Source organism: Aquipuribacter hungaricus (genome assembly GCF_037860755.1).
GTDB classification, from domain to species: Bacteria; Actinomycetota; Actinomycetes; order Actinomycetales; family JBBAYJ01; genus Aquipuribacter; species Aquipuribacter hungaricus.
The window spans coordinates 1-16,985 of the sequence record NZ_JBBEOI010000058.1 but is presented as its reverse complement, the minus strand read 5'-3'; the positions used below and the strand labels follow the sequence as shown (position 1 = coordinate 16,985).

General features: G+C 73.8%; 9 protein-coding genes. 2 read left to right on the top strand and 7 right to left on the bottom strand.

Annotated elements, in window-relative coordinates; translation table 11 throughout:
- From WCS02_RS08695 to WCS02_RS08670, 6 genes are all read right to left on the bottom strand, one after another.
- Positions 1 to 1,000 (bottom strand): LacI family DNA-binding transcriptional regulator (locus tag WCS02_RS08695; RefSeq protein ID WP_340292067.1); only part of this gene is annotated, 1,000 nt, incomplete at its 3' end.
- A 98-nt stretch (positions 1,001 to 1,098) separates the two neighbouring features.
- Positions 1,099 to 8,667 (bottom strand): Ig-like domain-containing protein, encoded by a 7,569-nt coding sequence (locus WCS02_RS08690; protein ID WP_340292065.1) that lies wholly within the window; start codon positions 8,665 to 8,667, stop codon positions 1,099 to 1,101.
- 423 nt (positions 8,668 to 9,090) lie between these two features.
- Positions 9,091 to 11,145, bottom strand: coding sequence for a glycoside hydrolase family 127 protein (locus WCS02_RS08685; protein WP_340292063.1), 2,055 nt, complete (start codon positions 11,143 to 11,145; stop codon positions 9,091 to 9,093).
- Between the two features lie 4 nt (positions 11,146 to 11,149).
- The gene (locus tag WCS02_RS08680) at positions 11,150 to 12,037 is read right to left on the bottom strand and encodes a carbohydrate ABC transporter permease (protein ID WP_340292060.1); all 888 of its coding nucleotides are present in this window, start codon (positions 12,035 to 12,037) and stop codon (positions 11,150 to 11,152) included.
- Positions 12,037 to 12,978, bottom strand: coding sequence for a carbohydrate ABC transporter permease (locus WCS02_RS08675; protein WP_340292058.1), 942 nt, complete (start codon positions 12,976 to 12,978; stop codon positions 12,037 to 12,039). Before WCS02_RS08675 ends, WCS02_RS08680 begins: the two co-directional genes overlap by 1 nt.
- A gap of 115 nt (positions 12,979 to 13,093) precedes the next feature.
- Entirely contained in the window at positions 13,094 to 14,407 is a 1,314-nt protein-coding gene (locus WCS02_RS08670; protein ID WP_340292056.1) for an ABC transporter substrate-binding protein, read from the bottom strand.
- 317 nt (positions 14,408 to 14,724) lie between these two features.
- Between WCS02_RS08670 and WCS02_RS08665 the strand changes: the two genes are divergently transcribed.
- The gene (locus WCS02_RS08665; protein ID WP_340292054.1) at positions 14,725 to 15,759 is read left to right on the top strand and encodes a LacI family DNA-binding transcriptional regulator; all 1,035 of its coding nucleotides are present in this window, start codon (positions 14,725 to 14,727) and stop codon (positions 15,757 to 15,759) included.
- A gap of 33 nt (positions 15,760 to 15,792) precedes the next feature.
- Here WCS02_RS08665 and WCS02_RS08660 read toward each other — a convergent pair whose 3' ends face one another.
- Positions 15,793 to 16,584 carry a DeoR/GlpR family DNA-binding transcription regulator gene (locus tag WCS02_RS08660; protein ID WP_340292052.1) on the bottom strand — a complete coding sequence of 264 codons (792 nt, stop codon included), beginning with the start codon at positions 16,582 to 16,584 and terminating at the stop codon, positions 15,793 to 15,795.
- 65 nt (positions 16,585 to 16,649) lie between these two features.
- Here WCS02_RS08660 and WCS02_RS08655 point away from each other — a divergent pair.
- Positions 16,650 to 16,985: hypothetical protein (locus WCS02_RS08655; protein ID WP_340292050.1), on the top strand; the 336-nt coding region annotated here is incomplete at its 3' end.

The window sequence follows — 16,985 nt, the reverse complement described above, 5'->3', positions numbered from 1 at the left end:
CGCGCACGACGAGCAGCGGCGCCGTGGTCCGCGCCCGGGCGCCGGGCGTCGCCCCGCCGCCGTCGACGAGGGCCAGCAGCGTGGCGATGCCCGCCTCGCCGAGCTGCGGGGCCCGCAGGCTGACGCTCGACAGGGCCGGGCCGACGAACGGGGCCTCCGGGACGTCCTCGAAACCGCCGACGCTCACGTCCTCGGGCACCCGGCGGCCCGCCTCCTGCAGCGCCCGGACGACGCCCAGGGCGGTGCGGTCGTCGGCCGCGAACACGGCGGTGACGCACGGGTCCCGGGCCAGGCGCCGGCCGGCGGCGTGGCCCCCGGCGGCGGTCCAGCTGCCCCGCAGAAGCGGCGGCACCGGTCGGCCGGCGGCCTCGAGCGCGTCCTTCCAGCCGGCGGCGCGCTCGTCGGCCCCCGGTGAGCCGACAAGCCCGGCGACGTGGTGGACGGTGCGGTGCCCGAGGCCCAGCAGGTGCTCGGTCATGAGCCGCGCACCGGCCGCCTGGTCCACCACGACCGAGGGCAGGCCGGCGTGCGGGGGCCCGTCCACGACGACCACGGGGACACCCGTCGGGAGCCGCAGCGACTCGCCGGGGGCCGGGGGCTGCGGCGCGACGAGCACGACGCCGTCGACGCCGAGCCCGTCGAGGTGGCCGACCGCCTCCTGGACGGCCGCGGTCGTCATGGACCCGACGGTGGCGACCGTGACGGCGCGCTCGCGCCTCCGGGCCGCCTCCTCCAGGGCGAGCAGGACGTCCGACGAGCCGGGCAGGGCCGCGCGGGCGGCGACCACGCCGAGCGCGCACGGCGAGCCGGTGGCGAGCGCCCGAGCGGCCGCGTTGCGCCGGTAGCCCAGGTGCTCGATGGCCCGCTCGACGCGGGCGCGCGTCTCGGGCCGGACGTGCGGGCGGTCGTTGAGCACGCGGGAGACGGTCATCTGCGAGACGCCCGCGAGGCGTCCGACGTCGTGCATCACGGGGTCGCGCCGGTGGCCGTCGTGGGTCATGGGTCCTCCGTCGGGTGGTCGTGGCGTGGCGGACGGGACAGGACGGGCGGGACCGGGCCGCGAGGCCCGGCCCCGCCCGTCGGGGGTGGTGCGCCGGCTCAGCCGGTGATGAGCCGCTCGATGACGTGGGCGACCTGGACCTGGCCCAGGTTCACGTCGACCCGGTCAGCGTCGACGACCGCGACCACGGCGCCGTCGGCGTCGAGGAGACGGATCCCCGCCTCACCGACGGACACGGTCAGGACCGTGCCGGCGGCTGTGGTGACCTGCTGGCCGTCCATCCGGGCGACGTCGGCGGACACGACCGTCGCACCGACCACCACGTGGTCGAGCAGCAGCGTCTCCAGCTGCGCCACCGAGAGCGAACGCATCCGCGTGGCGGCGGCCTTCTCGTTGGCGACCCGGCCCGGGAGCAGGGCCGGCAGGCCCGCCCGGAAGGCGTCGTCGTCCGGCAGGAACACCGTGACGGCGGCGGTGGGGTCGGTGAGCACTGCCACCGGGGAGCCCGGCTTCTCGGCGAGCACCCGCTGCACCGCGGCCCAGACCAGGTCGAAGTCCTCGCCGTCGGCGTCCTTAGGCTGCTCCGGCCCGCTCGTGTCGGCCCCGAGCACCTCGGCGAGCGAGGTCTCGGTCCCGTACACCGGCGGCTCCGGGTCTGTGCCCGGGTCGTCGGCGGTGACCCCGAGCTCCACGACGCCCAGCGCGGAGAACGTGGTGCCGTCGGAGTCCGCCTGCAGCACCACCCGCAGCGCCGTCGTGGTGACCGGCGTGAAGGTGATCCGGTGGGCGACGCCGGGGTCGGTGCCGTAGGCCGACGTGGTCTCCACGTCCACCCACGTCCCGTCCACGGCCAGGTGCTGGAGCACCCAGCCCGCCGGCGGGGCGACGCCGTTGCCGGTGCCGCGCGGGGAGTCGGCGTCGAAGACGATCTCGGCGTCGGTGACCCGGATGGCCCGCGGCCAGGTCAGCTGCAGCCACTGGGACGCCGGCCGGTCGCCCGACCAGGTGCCCCACTGCTGCCCGGTGGAGGGGTCCGCCGGGACCTGGCCGTCGTTGACGGCGTCCAGGTTGTTCCACGGCGCGGTGTAGGAGGCCGTCGGCGTCGCCAGGGCGGCGACCGGACCGCTGAGCGGCCCGGAGATGTCCGCCGCGACCGTCGCGACCTGGGCGGTCCCGACGTTGCCGGCCGCGTCGACCGCCCGGTAGGTGACGTCGAACCGGTCGAGCGACGGGGCGACGAGCGGGGCCGTGTAGGCGACCCACCCCTCGCCCTGCCGGACCTCGACCCGGCGCACCCCGGAGCCGGCGTCGGTGGCGTCCAGCGTAATGCTGCGCGCCGCCGCGTCGACCGTCGCCCCGACGACGGGCGCCGCCGAGTCGATCCGGACGACGAGCTGCTCCGTGCCGGAGGTGTTCCCGGCCCGGTCGACGGCCTGGGCGGCCACGGTGTGGCTGCCCTCGCCGCTGACCCGCACCTCGACGTCCCGGGCGGGCCCGGTCGCGGTCCAGGTGCCGTCGTCGACCCGGGTGCGCAGGGTGCTGCGCAGCCCGCTGTCGTCCACGGCCTCGACGAGCACGTCGACCGCGGAGCGGAACCAGCCGTCGGTGCCCCGGCTGCCCAGCGGCGTGAGGGTCACCTCCGGGGCGGCGGTGTCCCCGGCGGGCGCCTCGGCGGCGACCACGGTGACGACGGCCGTGACGCGGCCGCCGGCCTGGCCGAGGACGGTGCCCTCGACCTCGAACGTGGCGCCGGCCTCGTCGACCTGGTCGGCCTCGACGGCGTCCCAGGTGACGAGGGCCTCGAGCTCGGTCCCGTCGGCGAAGCCGACCGTCGTGGTGCGGGGCAGGTCGGTCTCGCCGACCTCGACGGTGACCTCGAGGTCCTGCAGCGATGCCGCCTGGGTGGCGAGCACCTCCCACTCCTCCACGGCCAGGGCGGCGTAGGTCTGCCCGTCGGTGGAGGCGTCGAGCACGGCCCGCAGCTGCGTGGTCGTCACGGCGTCGAAGGTGGTCGCCTGCGGCCCGGCCGTCGAGGTGGGGTAGCCGCTGGCGCCCGGCACGGGGAGCCAGCCGTCCTCGTCGTCCCAGTACTCGACGGTCCACGACGTCGGGGGTGCGACCCCCACGCCGGAGCCCGCGGGCTGGTCGGCCCAGAAGTCGATCCGGCTGCCCTCGACCCGCACCGGGGTGTCCCAGGTGTACTGGACCCACTCCTGCGCGGCGTGGTCGCCGTCGTACGTGCCCCACATGTCCGGCGGCAGCGGGTTCGGGCGGACGAGCTCGTCGTTCAGCGCCTTCGTCCAGTACTGCGTCGGCACGGGGGTGTTGGACACGGAGACCGTCGCCTCGTGGGCGACGTTCGCCCGCGGTGTCGGGTCCGCGACCGGGCGCGGCGTCGTGACCACCGGGCGGATGGCCGCCGGCGTCACGCTGTCGTCCCAGAGCAGCTCGTCCACGGCGACCGAGCGGCGGAAGTGGTTCCCGCCGACCGCGTCGGCCGTGTGGTAGGCGAGGACCCACCCGCCGTCGACCTCGACGATGCCGGGGTGGCTGGTCGTCGAGCTGACCGGCGGCAGGATGACACCGCGGTACGTCCACGGGCCCTCGGGCGAGGGAGCCGTGCCGTAGGCGATGCACGCGTGGTAGACCGCCGGGGTGCACGAGCTCGTCGGTCCGGCGTTGTTCGCCGCGTAGGCCATGTAGTAGGTGCCCTCGCGCTCGAACGCCCAGGCGCCCTCGAAGAACCCGGTCAGGCCGGTGACGGTCTGGGCCGGCGAGGTGACGGTCTTCATGTCCTGGTCGAGCTCGACCCGACGGAGCTGGCTGAAGCTGCCCCACCACATGTGGACCTCGGCCTCCGCGCCCTCACCGGTGACGAGGACGGTCGGGTCGATGTTGTGCACGGTGTTCGGTGCCGGCAGCGACTGGCTGACCAGCGGCCCCCCGGCGTGGTCGGTCCACGGCCCGAGCGGAGTGTCGGACACGGCGACGCCGATGCCGAACTTGTCGCCCGCGGTGCTGGCCTCCTCGTGGACGGGGACGTACCAGTAGTAGCGGCCGTCCACGCCCTCGACGACCTGCCCGGCGTACGCGCGGCCGGGGCTCGCCCAGGAGAAGACCTCCTCAGGACGCATGAGGGACGGGTGGTGCGTCCACTCCCCCGAGCGCCAGTCGTCGGTCTCGAACGCGCCCCACTCGTTCATGATGAAGTCGTTCGTCGTGGGGCCGGCCTCGTCGTGCCCTGTGTAGACGAACAGCTCCTCCTCGCCGTCCTCGCCGGTGACGACGAGCGGGGCCGGGTCGGCGGAGTAGTAGCTGCCGTCGCCCAGGATCGGGTTGCCGGGCTCCTCCGTCGGGTCGGGGTCGGGGTCGGTGCCCCCGCCGCCGCTCGCGGTGACGGTGACCGTCGCCGTCGCGGTGGCCTGGCCGCCGGGGCCCTCCACCGTGCCGCCGACGTCGAACGTGCCCACCTGGGCGTAGTCCGCCGGGTCGACGGCCTCCCAGGCGACGGGGAGCATCTCGCGGGAGCCGTCGTTGTACTGCACGGTCACCGTGGCGGGCAGGGCCGGCGCGACGCCGGTCCGGGTGCCGACCCGCACGGGGTCGACGGTGTTGACCTGCGCGGGCGGGGTGGAGCGGACCCACACCGTCACCTGCGCCGGCAGGGTGCTGCCGTCGACGATGCCGGTCAGGGTGAAGGAGCCGTCGCCCGCGACCTGCTCGGGCGTCACCTCCGGCCACACCACGGCGGCCGTGCTCCGGCTGCCGTCGGCGTAGGTCACGCCGACCGTCCCGGGCAGGGCGGGCAGCTGGCCCGTGGTGGTGCGCACGTCGAGGGCGTCGACGGCGACGGGTGCGTCGGCGAAGACCTCCCACTCCGCCACGGCGACCGCCGAGAACGACGTGCCCGCCGCGTTCGGGGAGGCGGAGAAGGTCGCGCGCAGGGCGGTCGTCGTCACGGCGTCGAACGTCGTGGCGTTGGTGCCCGTGCGCTCGGTGCCGTAGCCGTCGGCGCCGGTGACGTCGACCCAGGCACCGTCGGCGTCGAGGTACTGGATCTTCCAGGACGCCGGCACGGCGACGCCGTCACCGGTCCCCGCGGCGACGTCGGACCAGAACATCACGTCGGAGCCGGTGACCCGGACCGGGCTGGCCCAGGTGTACTGCAGCCACTGCGACGCCGGTCGGCTGCCCGACCACGTGCCCCAGATCGCGTCCTGGGCGCCGCCGGAGTTCGCGCCTGCGCCGTCGTTGACCGCACGGACGTTGTTCCAGCCTGCGGTGTACGACGCGGTCGGCGTGGCGGCGCCCGAGACGTCCGCCCCCGCCCCGTCCGCCCCGCTCGCCTCGACGACCAGGTCGGTCGAGGCGCTCTGCTCGCCGTCGGTCGCGGTGAGCCGGAGGACGTAGCGCCCGCCCGTGCTGAACCGGACGACGGTGGTGGCCGAGCGGGCGTCGGCGAACAGCGCGCTGGCGCCCTCGGGTGCCTCGACGACGGTCCACGTCGACGACAGCTGCCCCGACGGCAGGCCGTCGTCGAGCACGGTGCCGACCAGGCGTGCCGCGCCCGGCTGCGAGAAGGCGGCATCGGGCCGGGCGGTGACGCTCGGGGCCGCGTTGGTCACCGCGGGCGCCTCGGCGCCGGTGCGGCGGACCTGCACCTCCTTGATGCCGGTGCGGAACCCGGGCGCGTGGGTGACGGTGATGCGCACCTTGCTCGCGGTCACCTCGGGCAGCTGGACCTGGTTGTAGTTGCCGCGCGGGTAGACCGGGTTCTTGGCCTGGCCCGGGACCGGCGTCCACGTGCTGCCGTCCAGGTACTCCACGGAGTACATCGACGGGGCGGCGTAGCCCTGGCGCGTGCCGGCGAGCCGACCGCCCTGCGGGGAGTCCGAGGACGAGGTCCGGTAGAAGTACACGCGGACGTCGTCGAAGGCCTGCGCCGCGCCGAGGTCGAGCGTGATCGAGTCGGTGGCGCTCGGCGAGCCCGCCGTGCCCCAGAACGGCTCGTTGATGGTGGTGCCGTCGACGGCCGCCTCCGCGGAGGAGTACGTCTCCTCGGCGGTGTACGTGGCCTCCACCGCGGCGCCCTCGGCCAGGTTGGCCGTGCCGGTGGTCGAGGTGCGGATGTCGGCGCCGGCCTTGGCGAACAGGTCGACGACCCGCTCGTCGTCGCCGAAGCGGACCTGCTCCGGCGCCTGCAGCGAGCTCGCGTTCGTCGCCAGCACCTCGACGTCGTCGTCCTTCTCCGTGACGGTGCCGGTCGCCGGGTCGAAGACGACGCGGCCGAGGCTGCCGACCGTGAAGGCCAGCGAGCCGTCGAGGAAGACGGAGTACCCCTCGGGCACGTCGGTGCCGTACGGGCGCTGCCCGTCGCCGGGCTCGTCCCAGACGACGGTGAGGTCCTTGTCGCGGTAGCGGATGTTGTTGGCGGTGAAGTACGGCCAGTCGATGTCGATCGGGTCGAGCTCGATCTTCGCGTCGGAGCGCGGGCGCAGGCCCATCGCGTCCTCGATCATCGTGAAGTTCGTCGTCCCGAGGATCGTGTGGTGGATCCAGGATCGGTAGCCGATGGACTGCTCGTCGCCCCACCCGGTGTTGGCCGACGCCGAGTTCCAGAACTCGTTCTGGTCGGGCATCCGGTTGTCGCCGTCGATGTAGTGCGACCACGCGTTCCAGTACAGGAGCTTCTTGTAGTAGCTCGCGTCGATGTGCTCGCTCGGGTAGTCGCGCAGGACGCTGGACAGCATCCGGAACGTCACCGTCGAGTTGATGATCGAGAAGTTGTTGCTGCCCTCTCCCCCGCGCTCGGCGGCATCGGCCTGGTTGGCCGTGTAGAAGGGGAAGATCGGGTACTCGTCGGCGTACTTCCACAGGCGCAGGGCCTCGGTGTAGTCGTCGTCGTAGTCCGCGTCACCGGGCTTGGGCACCAGTCCCACGGTGAACGGGTAGTAGTTGTTAATCTCCTTCCAGTCCACCAGCAGGTTCGAGTCGCCGGCCTGGCGGTGCTTGATGAGGTTGTCCTCGGCGTCCCAGAGCGTCCCCATCACCGCGGTCTTGACCCGCTGGGCGAGTGCCTCCATCTCGACGGCCTTCGCCTCGTCGCCGGCGGCCCGGTACGCCTCGGCCGAGGCCATGGCGTTGGAGTACAGGTAGGCGCTCTCGGCGCGGTCCATGTTGACCTCGCCGTTCTCGCGCGCCCAGTCGAAGGACACCGCGTCGGCGTCGTTGCCGGTCATGGCGCCCCAGTCGTACTCGATGAGGTCGTTGCCGTTGCCGTCATAGGCCTCGAGGAGGCCCTCGACGTCGTTCTCGCCGTAGACCGCCAGGTTCTCCGCGACCGGGGCGGGGCCGCCGTGCAGCTGGTAGGAGCGCCAGCCCGCCTCGGTGACGTACTCGGTGTAGGAGTTGCTCCAGTTGGCCGGCGAGCCGGGGTTGTCCTCCATCTTCCCGCTGCGCGCGGTCTCCCCCGCCGACACCCAGGGGCCGTAGGAGTACACCGGGTCGCGGAAGTACTTGAGGTCGTCGATGAACATGCCGGTGGTGAGGACGATGGCGTTGTTGTAGCCGGTGACGCCCTCCATGGAGGTCGGGAACTGGAAGTCGTTGCCCGGGACGTCCGCGTCGAGGAAGTTGAACCGCATGAGCCACCAGCGGTAGAAGAGCGTCTTGTCGATGTTGTCCTCGGGGGTGTCAAGGAACGGGATGTTCTCCGCCCACCACCGGTTGTACGACGTGACCTGCTCGGTGAACGCGGCCTGCGGGGTCACGGCCCGGTAGGCGTCGTACTCGGTGCGCGACTCCGGGATCTCCGTCGTCACGTAGCCGAGCTGGACCTTGGTGCTGGCCGTGCCGCTGGCGGGGACCTCGAGCTGCCGCGTGAGCGCCCCCGCGGCGGCGGTGAAGCCGTCGCCGGACATACGCGGGTACAGCGTGGTGATGCTGTTCTTGGTGACCTTGGTGCCGGTGAGCTCGTCGCCCTCGGCGGTGGTCGCCATCGGCGAGACCGCCCGCAGCTCGACGCCCTTGGCGGCGCCGTCGGTGCTGCTCAGCTCCAGGTTCGTCACGGCCACGTTGTTGTGGGTGATGAACTTGTGCTGCACCAGGCGCAGCCCGGCCGCCGCGTTGACGAAGGTGCTCCGCCAGTAGCTCGGTGTCTGCTTGCGCTCGGCGGTGACCTCGGTCATGACGACGTCGTTGCCGCCGACCTTGGCGGTGATCGTGTAGACCGACCCGGCGCCGAGCTCGTGCCAGTACGCGGCCGAGCCGCCGAAGCCGATGACGCCGGGCTGGTGGGTGTACATGTAGGCCGCCCGCCCCCGGGAGAACAGCCAGTTGTTGGTGTCGCCGTTGCCGCCCGCGGTGCCGGTGCGGGCGAGCATCTGGTCGATCCAGAAGTCCTTGGTGCTGTCGGTCCCGGCGCCGGCCGCGAGGTCGGCGTCGAAGACGGACTGCAGCTGGTTGCCCACGGTGGGCGGGACCGGCAGCGGCGGGACCGGGGTCGTCGACCCCGCCCACGTCGGGTACCCGATGCCGGCGTTGAGCCGGTCCGGGTCGTCGGCCGCGGCGGGCTGGGCGCCCAGCAGCGTGGCCACGAGGACGGTCCCGAGGGTGGCCGCGGTCGTCGCGGCCCACCTCCGGTGCCCTCTGCGCAGGGAACGGTTCACTGTCACTCCTCGTCGTCGAGCAGGTGGTTTCCGTGGCTGACCCAACCCCGCGGGCCAGGGGACCGCAATCCTTTTCGGGAACTTTCGGCGGAGGCCGAAACGGTGGGGCGCGGGACGCTCCCGAAGGTCCGGCGCAGGCCCCGCGACGCCCTCTCGGGCCGCCTCGGACCGCGAGCTGCGCCAGGGCTCGGACCGTGACCGGTGCCGTCCGCCGGCCCGGCGGCAGGCGACAACCACGGACTGGACAGCCGTTCAGGCTGAACAGCTGTCCAGTGCCGTGCATCTCCTGCTGAGGTCGCCGCGGGCAGCGCTGGTCGGGTGGACGCTGGACACGCGTCCAGGCTGGACGGATGTCCGGTGGCGCTGACTGCCCCGCTGCAGCCAGGGCGCTCCCGCGGCCGAGCCCCGTCCTCCTGCTGGTCGTCAGACCGTCGGCAGCCAGACGCGCATCGTGGCCGGGCCGCGGTTGGCCCAGTCGTGGTACGGCCGCAGGACCACGTCGAACTCGTCGACGGGCTGACGGGGACCCCCGTCGGACGCGTCGTGGCCCGCCCGACCGACGGGCGAGCCGCCAGAGGGCGAGCCGACGGCGGGAGAGCCGCCGGCACCCAGGCCGCTGGGACCGGCCGGCCCGCCCGGGCCGGCCGGGTCGTACGGCCATGCGGCGTCCGCCGTCACCACGCGCCGCGCGCGCAGCGTCACGGCCCCGTCCACCTCGACGAGCGGGGCGGACGGGTCGACGACCAGGTCGTCGACCGAGCCGTCGAAGGGCAGGTCGACGGACTCCGCGCACAGCACCTCCGGGCCGCGCTCGACCGCCACGCACCCTCGGACGGCGTCGATGCGGGGGTGCGGCCGGGTCAGGCGCGGCTGCACCGGCAGCTCGAGCACCACCTGCTCCCCCGCCCGGAACCGGCGGTGCACCGTGACCGTCCCGGGCGCGACCGGCTCGGACGCCCCGTCGACCTCCAGGACGGCACCCGCGGCCCACCCGGGCACGCGCAGGCTCAGCGTCCACGGTGAGCCCGCGTCCTCGAGCACGACCACCCGGACCGACCCGGCGCGCGGGTACTCCGTGCGGACCTCGAGCTCGATGCGGCGGCCGTCCGCCAGCCGGGTCGACACCCGGGACGGCGCGTACTGGTGCAGCTGCAGGCCGTCGTCGTCCACGGTGGCCAGGTAGGCGCCGAGGCTGGCGAAGGTACGGGCCACGTTGGTGGGGCAGCACGACACCGAGAACCACGGTGCGCGCAGCGACGAGGCCGCGCGACCGACCGCGCGGTCGGGGTCGGGCACGCTGCCGAGCACGCGCTGGTGCAGCGTGTTCGTGTAGAAGAAGCTCGTGCCGTCGTGGCCGGGCGAGGTCGCGACGACGTTGAACAGGGTGCGCTCGACGAGGTCGGCGAAGCGCGTCTCCCCCGTGGCCAGCAGCAGCCGCCACGACAGCATGACCGACCCGATGCCGGCGCAGGTCTCGGAGTAGGCGCGGTCGGGCGGGAGCACCCAGTCCTCGCCGAACGCCTCGTCCTGGTGCCTCGACCCCATCCCGCCCGTCACGTAGGTGCGGCGGGCCACCGTGGCCCGCCACTGCCGGTCGACCGCCGCCAGCAGCTCGGTGTCCCCGGTCTCGACGGCGACGTCGACCGCGCCCGAGGCCAGGTAGGTCGCGCGCACGGCGTGGCCTCGCAGCACGTCCGCCTCGCGCACCGGGACGTCGTCCTGGAAGTACGACCGGCCGAACTCGACGTCCTCGAGCACCTGGTGCCCGCGCCGCTCGACGAACAGCCGCGCCTGCTCGAGGTACCGGGCCTGGCCGGTCACGCGGTACAGCTCGACAAGCGCCGGCTCGATCTCCGGGTGCCCGTCGACGGACTGGATGCCGTCGGCGCCGAAGACCTCGCAGACGTGGTCGGCGGCACGGCAGGCCACGCGCACCAGCTCGTCGTCGACCCCGCTGACGCGGGCCCGGGCGACCGCGGCCTGGACGAGGTGCCCGATGCCGTACAGCTCGTGGCCCCACTCCAGGTCCGACCAGCGCGGCGCCTGCCCCGGCCGCCCGTAGCAGGTGCCGACGTAGCCGTCGGGCTCCTGGGCGGCCGAGACGCGGGACACGATGGCCGCGAAGCGCGCCTCGAGGGCCGGCGAGCCGGTCCGGCCGATCTCCCAGGCCATGGCCTCGAGCAGCTTGTAGACCTCGGTGTCGGCGAACTCCCGGCCCGTGCGGTCCTGCGGCAGCCGGCCCTGGACGGCGGCGTCGAAGTTGCCGAGCCAGCCCTCGCGCTCGAGCCAGTGCTCGACGTGGGCGATCCCCCGCTCCCCGTTCGTCCGCTGCCGGTCGCCCCAGAAGCCGCCGGTGATCTGGACCTCGTGCACCCCGAGCGGTCGGAGCGTCCCGCCGACCGGGTCCACCGGCCGGCCGGAGCCCGGCGCGTCGGCCCGGCCCGTCGTCCGGTGGCCGAGCACTGCCTGCGACGTCATCGCTTCACCCCTTGAGAGCACCGGACATGAACCCCCGCACGTAGTGGCGCTGCAGGAGGAGGAACAGGACGACGCACGGCAGGGCGAGCACCACGACGCCGGCCTCCGTGGCGCCGTAGTCGACGATGCCCATGACCTGCTGGCGCATGTTGGCCACCGCGAGCGGCAGCGGGACCTTGCCGGAGTCGCTGATGAGGATCAGCGGCGTGATGAAGTCGTTCCACGCGGCGAGGAAGGCGAAGAGCCCGACCGTGATGAGCCCGGGCTTGACGGCGGGCAGCAGCACCCGCCGCAGCGCGCCGAACGTGCCGCAGCCGTCGACCAGCGCCGACTCCTCGAGCTCGCGCGGCACGGACTCGAACGAGATCCGCATCATGAACGTCGCGAACGGCAGCTGGAACATGGTGAGCACGAGGGCCAGGCCGACGAGCGAGTTCGACAGCCCGAGGGCGTTGAGCAGCACGTACAGCGGGATGAGCAGCGTCGCGTACGGGACCATGAGGATCGCCAGCGTGAGCAGGAAGAGCAGGTCCTTGCCCGGGAACCGGAACATCGCGAAGGCGTAGCCGCCCAGCAGCGACGTGGTCAGCGTGAGGACGACCGTCAGCCCGGAGACGATGACGGAGTTGAGCAGGTACTGCCAGATCCCGGCCTGGTAGTTGGCCAGCGTCACGTAGTTGGCGAAGCCCCAGCCGACGCTCTGCGCGGTCCCGCCCTGCGGCGAGACGGACGCGACGGCCGCCCACACCAGCGGGAACAGGAAGACGACCGCCAGGCCGCCGGCGAGGACGACCGCCGGCGTGCGGGCGAGCAGGGAGCCGACCGACGGGCCCCGGTCGCGGCTGCCGCCGGCGGCGGCGGGGGTGCGGGCCGGGCGCGTGGTGGTCGCCATCAGCGGTCCCCTCCCCGCAGGCCCTTGAGCTGGGCGACGTTGAGCAGGACCAGCGCCCCGAGGACGATCATCGACACCGCCGCCGCCACGCCCAGGTCGTTCTGGCCCTGGAAGGCGACGTTGTAGACGAGCTGGACGATGGTCACCGTGCTGTTGTCCGGCCCGCCCTTGGTGAGGATGTAGAACTGGTCGAACGCCAGCAGCGACCCGGTGACGCAGAGGATCGTGCACAGCGCGAGCGAGGGCCGCAGCAGCGGCACCGTGATGCGGGTGAAGGTCTGCCACCAGCCGGCGCCGTCGATCCGGGCCGCCTCGTAGACGTCCCCGGAGATGGCCTGCAGCCCCACGAGGAGCAGCAGCATGTAGAAGCCGGCGAAGCGCCAGACGATGAGGAACACCGTCGACCACAGCGCCGAGGTCGGCGTCCCGAGGAACGACACGGGCTCGTCCACGACGCCGAGGCCCTGCAGCGCCTGCCCGAACGGGCCCGACTGCGGGCTGTACAGCGCGTAGAACAGCAGGGAGGCCGAGGCCAGCCCGAGCGCGCTGGGCACGAGGAAGGCGGTCCGGACGAGGCTCTTCCACCGGCTGCTCTCCTGGACCAGCAGCGCGAGGCCGAGGGAGACCGCGAGCAGGATGACGGTCGTCACCACGGTGTAGGTGAGGGTGAACGCCACGGCCGGCCAGAACAGGCGCAGGTCGACGGCGGCCACGTAGTTGTCGGGCGCGTTGAGCCCCCGGTCCCCGGCGAACAGCGGCCAGTCCGACAGCGACATCCGGACGACCAGCAGCACGGGGACGAGGAAGAACAGGACGAGGAAGACCAGGGTCGGCGTGGCGTACAGCCAGCCGACGACGGCCCGGGAGCTGCGCAGCGGGCGCCGCCTGCCGCGCGGACGTGCCGCGACGGCGGGCACCGTCGGCGTCGTCGTGGTCGTCATGGGTGCCTCCGGGGGACGGGGCCGGGTCGCGTCGGGCGAGCCGGCCGGGAGCGTGCTGCGGCGGGGCGGACGGCGGTGGCGCCGGGGTCCGCAGCCACCGGCGCCACCGCGGTCCTCACTGGCCGAGCACCTCGGTGACGGCCTCGGCGTCCTCGTCGACGGACGTGCCGCCCTCGAAGACGGCGTTGCGGAACAGCGTCACCCAGGGGCTGTCGGGCGCGTTGAACGCCTGCTGGAAGTTCACCGCGACCGGGGTCCTGCTGTCCGGCGCGCCGGCGACCTCGTTGATCGCCAGGACCCGGGGGTCCTCGCGGCTGTACTCGTTGTCAGCCAGGTCGCTGCGGGAGACCGTGCTGTCGTTGGCCGCGAGCACCTCGACCTGGGCCTCCTCCGACATCAGCCACTGGAGGAAGTTCCACGCGGCGTCCGCGTTCTCGGAGTCCTTGGAGATGCCGATGCCGTCGCCGCCGACGAACGTCGACTGGCCGCCGTCGACGCCCGGGATCGGCACGACGCCGACGTCGACCGTCTCGTCGGCCGTGGCCAGCAGGGTCGCCGGGTACGGCATCACGCCGATGTTGCCCTCCTGGAAGTCGGCCACCCAGGTCGCGCCGGTCTCGTCGCGGCTGCCCGGGGCGACCGCGCCGGCCTCCCACAGCTCCCGCCAGGTGCCGTAGACCTCCTTGGCGGCGTCGCCGGCGAGCAGCGCCTCGGTCCCGTCCTCGTTCATGACCTCCTCGCCCGAGGCCCACACCATGGGGAACCACGTGAAGACGTTGCAGCCGCCGCAGTTGCCGCCGAAGTACGTGCCGTACACGCCGGGCTTCCCCAGCGCCTGGACCGCGAGGGCGTGCTCCTTGAACTCCTCGACCGTGGTCGGGCCCTGCTCGGGGTCCAGGCCCGCCTCGGCGTACAGCTCCTTGTTCCAGAAGATCACCGACAGGTCGAGCACGAAGGGCAGCACGTACTGCGCGTCCTCGTAGGTCCCGGCGTCCAGGTGGCCCTGGTTGATCTCGTCGGCGTGGTCCAGCTGCGAGACCCGGTCGGTGATGTCGGCGAAGAGCCCTGCCTCGGTCCAGTTCGGGACGTACACGATGTCCGCGGCGAAGAGGTCGGGCAGCTCGCCGCTGCCGGCGGCGGCGCCGACGCGCGAGACGTAGTCGTCGTTGGGGGTGATGGTGAGCTCGACCTGGTTCTCGTGCGTCTCGTTGTAGGCGTCGACGAGGAGGTTGGCCTGGTACTCCAGGGGCGCCCGGGTCCAGAGCGTGAGCGTCGTGCCGTCGTCCACCCCCTCCACGCCGCCCTCGCCGCTGCCGCCGGCCGCGGGGGCGCTGTCCCCGCCGCCGCACGCCGCCAGGCCGGCCACGAGCACCCCGGCCGTCGTGACGGCCAGGACCGTCCGCCGACGGGCTGTCCACCTGCGTGTCATCTGCGATCTCCTCGAGCTGTCCGTGGGTCGTCGGCGCGGCCCGGTCGGCCGTGCCCTGGGGAGACATCTCGACCCGGACCCTGCGCCCGGAGGCTGCTCGGGTTTTCGTCGAGCTGTTCGGTGCTGGTGCGCCGGCAGGGCCCATGAGCGCGCCGTAGCGCTCCAGGACCCGTCGCGGCGGTGCTGTGAGCCGGTCACCCCTCCCGGCCGTCTGACCGAAAAGGCTTTCAGAACATATTGCGGCCGGTGGGGCGCGTCAAGCACTCCACCGGATACAGTCCGTCCCGACGACGACCGGAAGGCGGCAGGAGGAGCCAGTGACGACAGCGTCCGAGCCGCGCCCCGGGCAGCGGCCGGCGACCCTCAGCGACGTGGCCCGCCTGGCAGGGGTGTCCATCGCGACCGCGTCCAAGGCGCTCAACGGCCGGCAGCAGGTGCGCGCCGAGACCCGCACCCGGGTCATCGAGGCGGCCGAGCGCCTGTCCTTCTCGCCGAACGCGCTCGCGCGGGGTCTCATCGCCGGCCGCACCGGGACGGTCGGGCTGCTCACGTCGGACCTGGAGGGCCGCTTCTCCATCCCCATCCTGCTGGGCGCCGAGGACGCGTTCGGCTCGGGGAGCACCTCGGTGCTGCTGTGCGACGCCCGCGGGGACGCCATCCGCGAGAGCCACCACCTGAGGGCGCTGCTGTCGCGCCGGGTCGACGGCCTCATCGTCGTGGGCGCGCGCCCGGACTCCCGGCCCTCGATCGGCCGGGCCCTGCCGGTCCCGGTGGTGTACGCCTACGCCCCCTCCGAGCACAAGGACGACCTGTCGCTCGTGGTCGACAACCACGGCGGAGGCCGCGCCGCCGTGCGCCACCTGCTCGACTGCGGACGGTCGCGGATCGCGCACATCACCGGGGACCCGTCCTACGGCGCCACGCAGGACCGCGCGAACGGCGCCCTGGCCGAGCTCGCCACCGAGGGGGTGCCGCTGGCGGGCGGCCGGGTCCTGTTCGGCGCCTGGTCCGAGGCGTGGGGACGCGGCGCCACCCGGATGCTGCTGTCGCAGTCGCCCGACGTCGACGCGGTGTTCGCCGGCTCCGACCAGATCGCCCGCGGCGTGCTCGATGCCCTCCAGGAGGCGGGCCGGTCTGTCCCCGACGACGTGGCCGTCATCGGCTTCGACAACTGGGAGATCTTCGCCGCAGGCGCGCGCCCCGCGCTGAGCAGCATCGACATGAACCTCCAGCAGCTCGGCCGGGTCGCCGCGCAGCGCCTGTTCGCCGCCATCCGCGGGACGATGGGGTCCGGGGTGGAGAAGCTGCCGTGCCGGCTCGTGCCCCGGGAGTCGACCGCCCCCGCGGCCTGACCCGCGTCCCTCCGCCGGCACCCCGCGACGGCGTCAGGACGTCGGGGTGGCCGCCGGCGCCGGGGCAAGGACGACCCGGACGTCGTGCCCGCGCCACTGCTCGGCCGCGTCGGGGACGTCGGTGACGAGGACGTCGAGCCCGTCGGGCGCCGCGACCAGGTAGGGGGCGGTGGTGCCGTGCTTGCTGCTGTCGGCGAGCACGGCCACGCGCGCAGAGCCGGCGGCCATGGCGGTCTTGACCTCCGCGTCGAGGAGGTCGACGGACGTGGCACCGACCCGCGGGTGCAGCGCGCAGGCGCCGAGCACCGCCCAGTCGGCGCGGTAGCGGGCGGTGCCCGCCACGGCAGCCGGCCCGACGAGCGAGCGCGACCGGGCGTCCCAGGCCCCGCCGGTCACGTGCACCGTGACGCCGGAGCCGCGCTCCCCCAGGGCGAGCGCGACGTCCACCGAGCTGGTCACCACGGTGAGGGGGCGCAGGTGCTGCGCGAGGAGCACCGCCCGGGCGAACGCCAGGACGGTGGAGCCGGCGTCGAGCATGAGGGTCTGCCCGGGAGCGACCAGCTGTACGGCCGCGGCCGCGATGCCCGCCTTCTCGTCGACGGCGAGGTCCTGCCGGTCGGCCCAGGACGCCCGTGCGGGGTCGACCGCCACCGCGCCACCGTGGGTCTTCTGCACGTGCCCGGCGGCGGCGAGGGCGCGCAGGTCGCGCCTAACGGTGTCCTCGGACACCCCGAGGGCGACAGCCAGCCCGGCCACCTCGACGCGGCCGTGCTCCTTGAGGCCGGACAGAATCCTGTCTTGCCGCTCCTGGGCGAACTCCCGCATCCCTGCCGCCTTCTGTGCCGAAATGTTCTTGACTCTGCCGAAGTATGCACGATTGACTGCGGCTCGTGCCCCACACCTCTCCCGCCGCGAGCGACACCCTGCCTGACGGCCCGCTGCCCGCGCGCGGCCCTGCCGCCCCCTCCACCACCGCGCTCGCGGTGGTCGGCGTCGTCGGCTTCCTCGTCCTGGGCGTGCTCAGCAGCGCGCTCGGGCCCGCGCTGCCCGCGCTGCGGGCGCGGCACGACCTGGACGCCCCCGGCGCCGCGCTCCTGCTCACCGCCTTCTCGGCCGGCGCGACGGCCGGGGTGCTGCTGGCAGGGGCGCTGCCACGACGGCTGCCGGTGTCGGTGCTCCTGGTCGGCGGGGCGGCGGCCGTCGTGGTCGGCAGGGTCGGGCTGCCG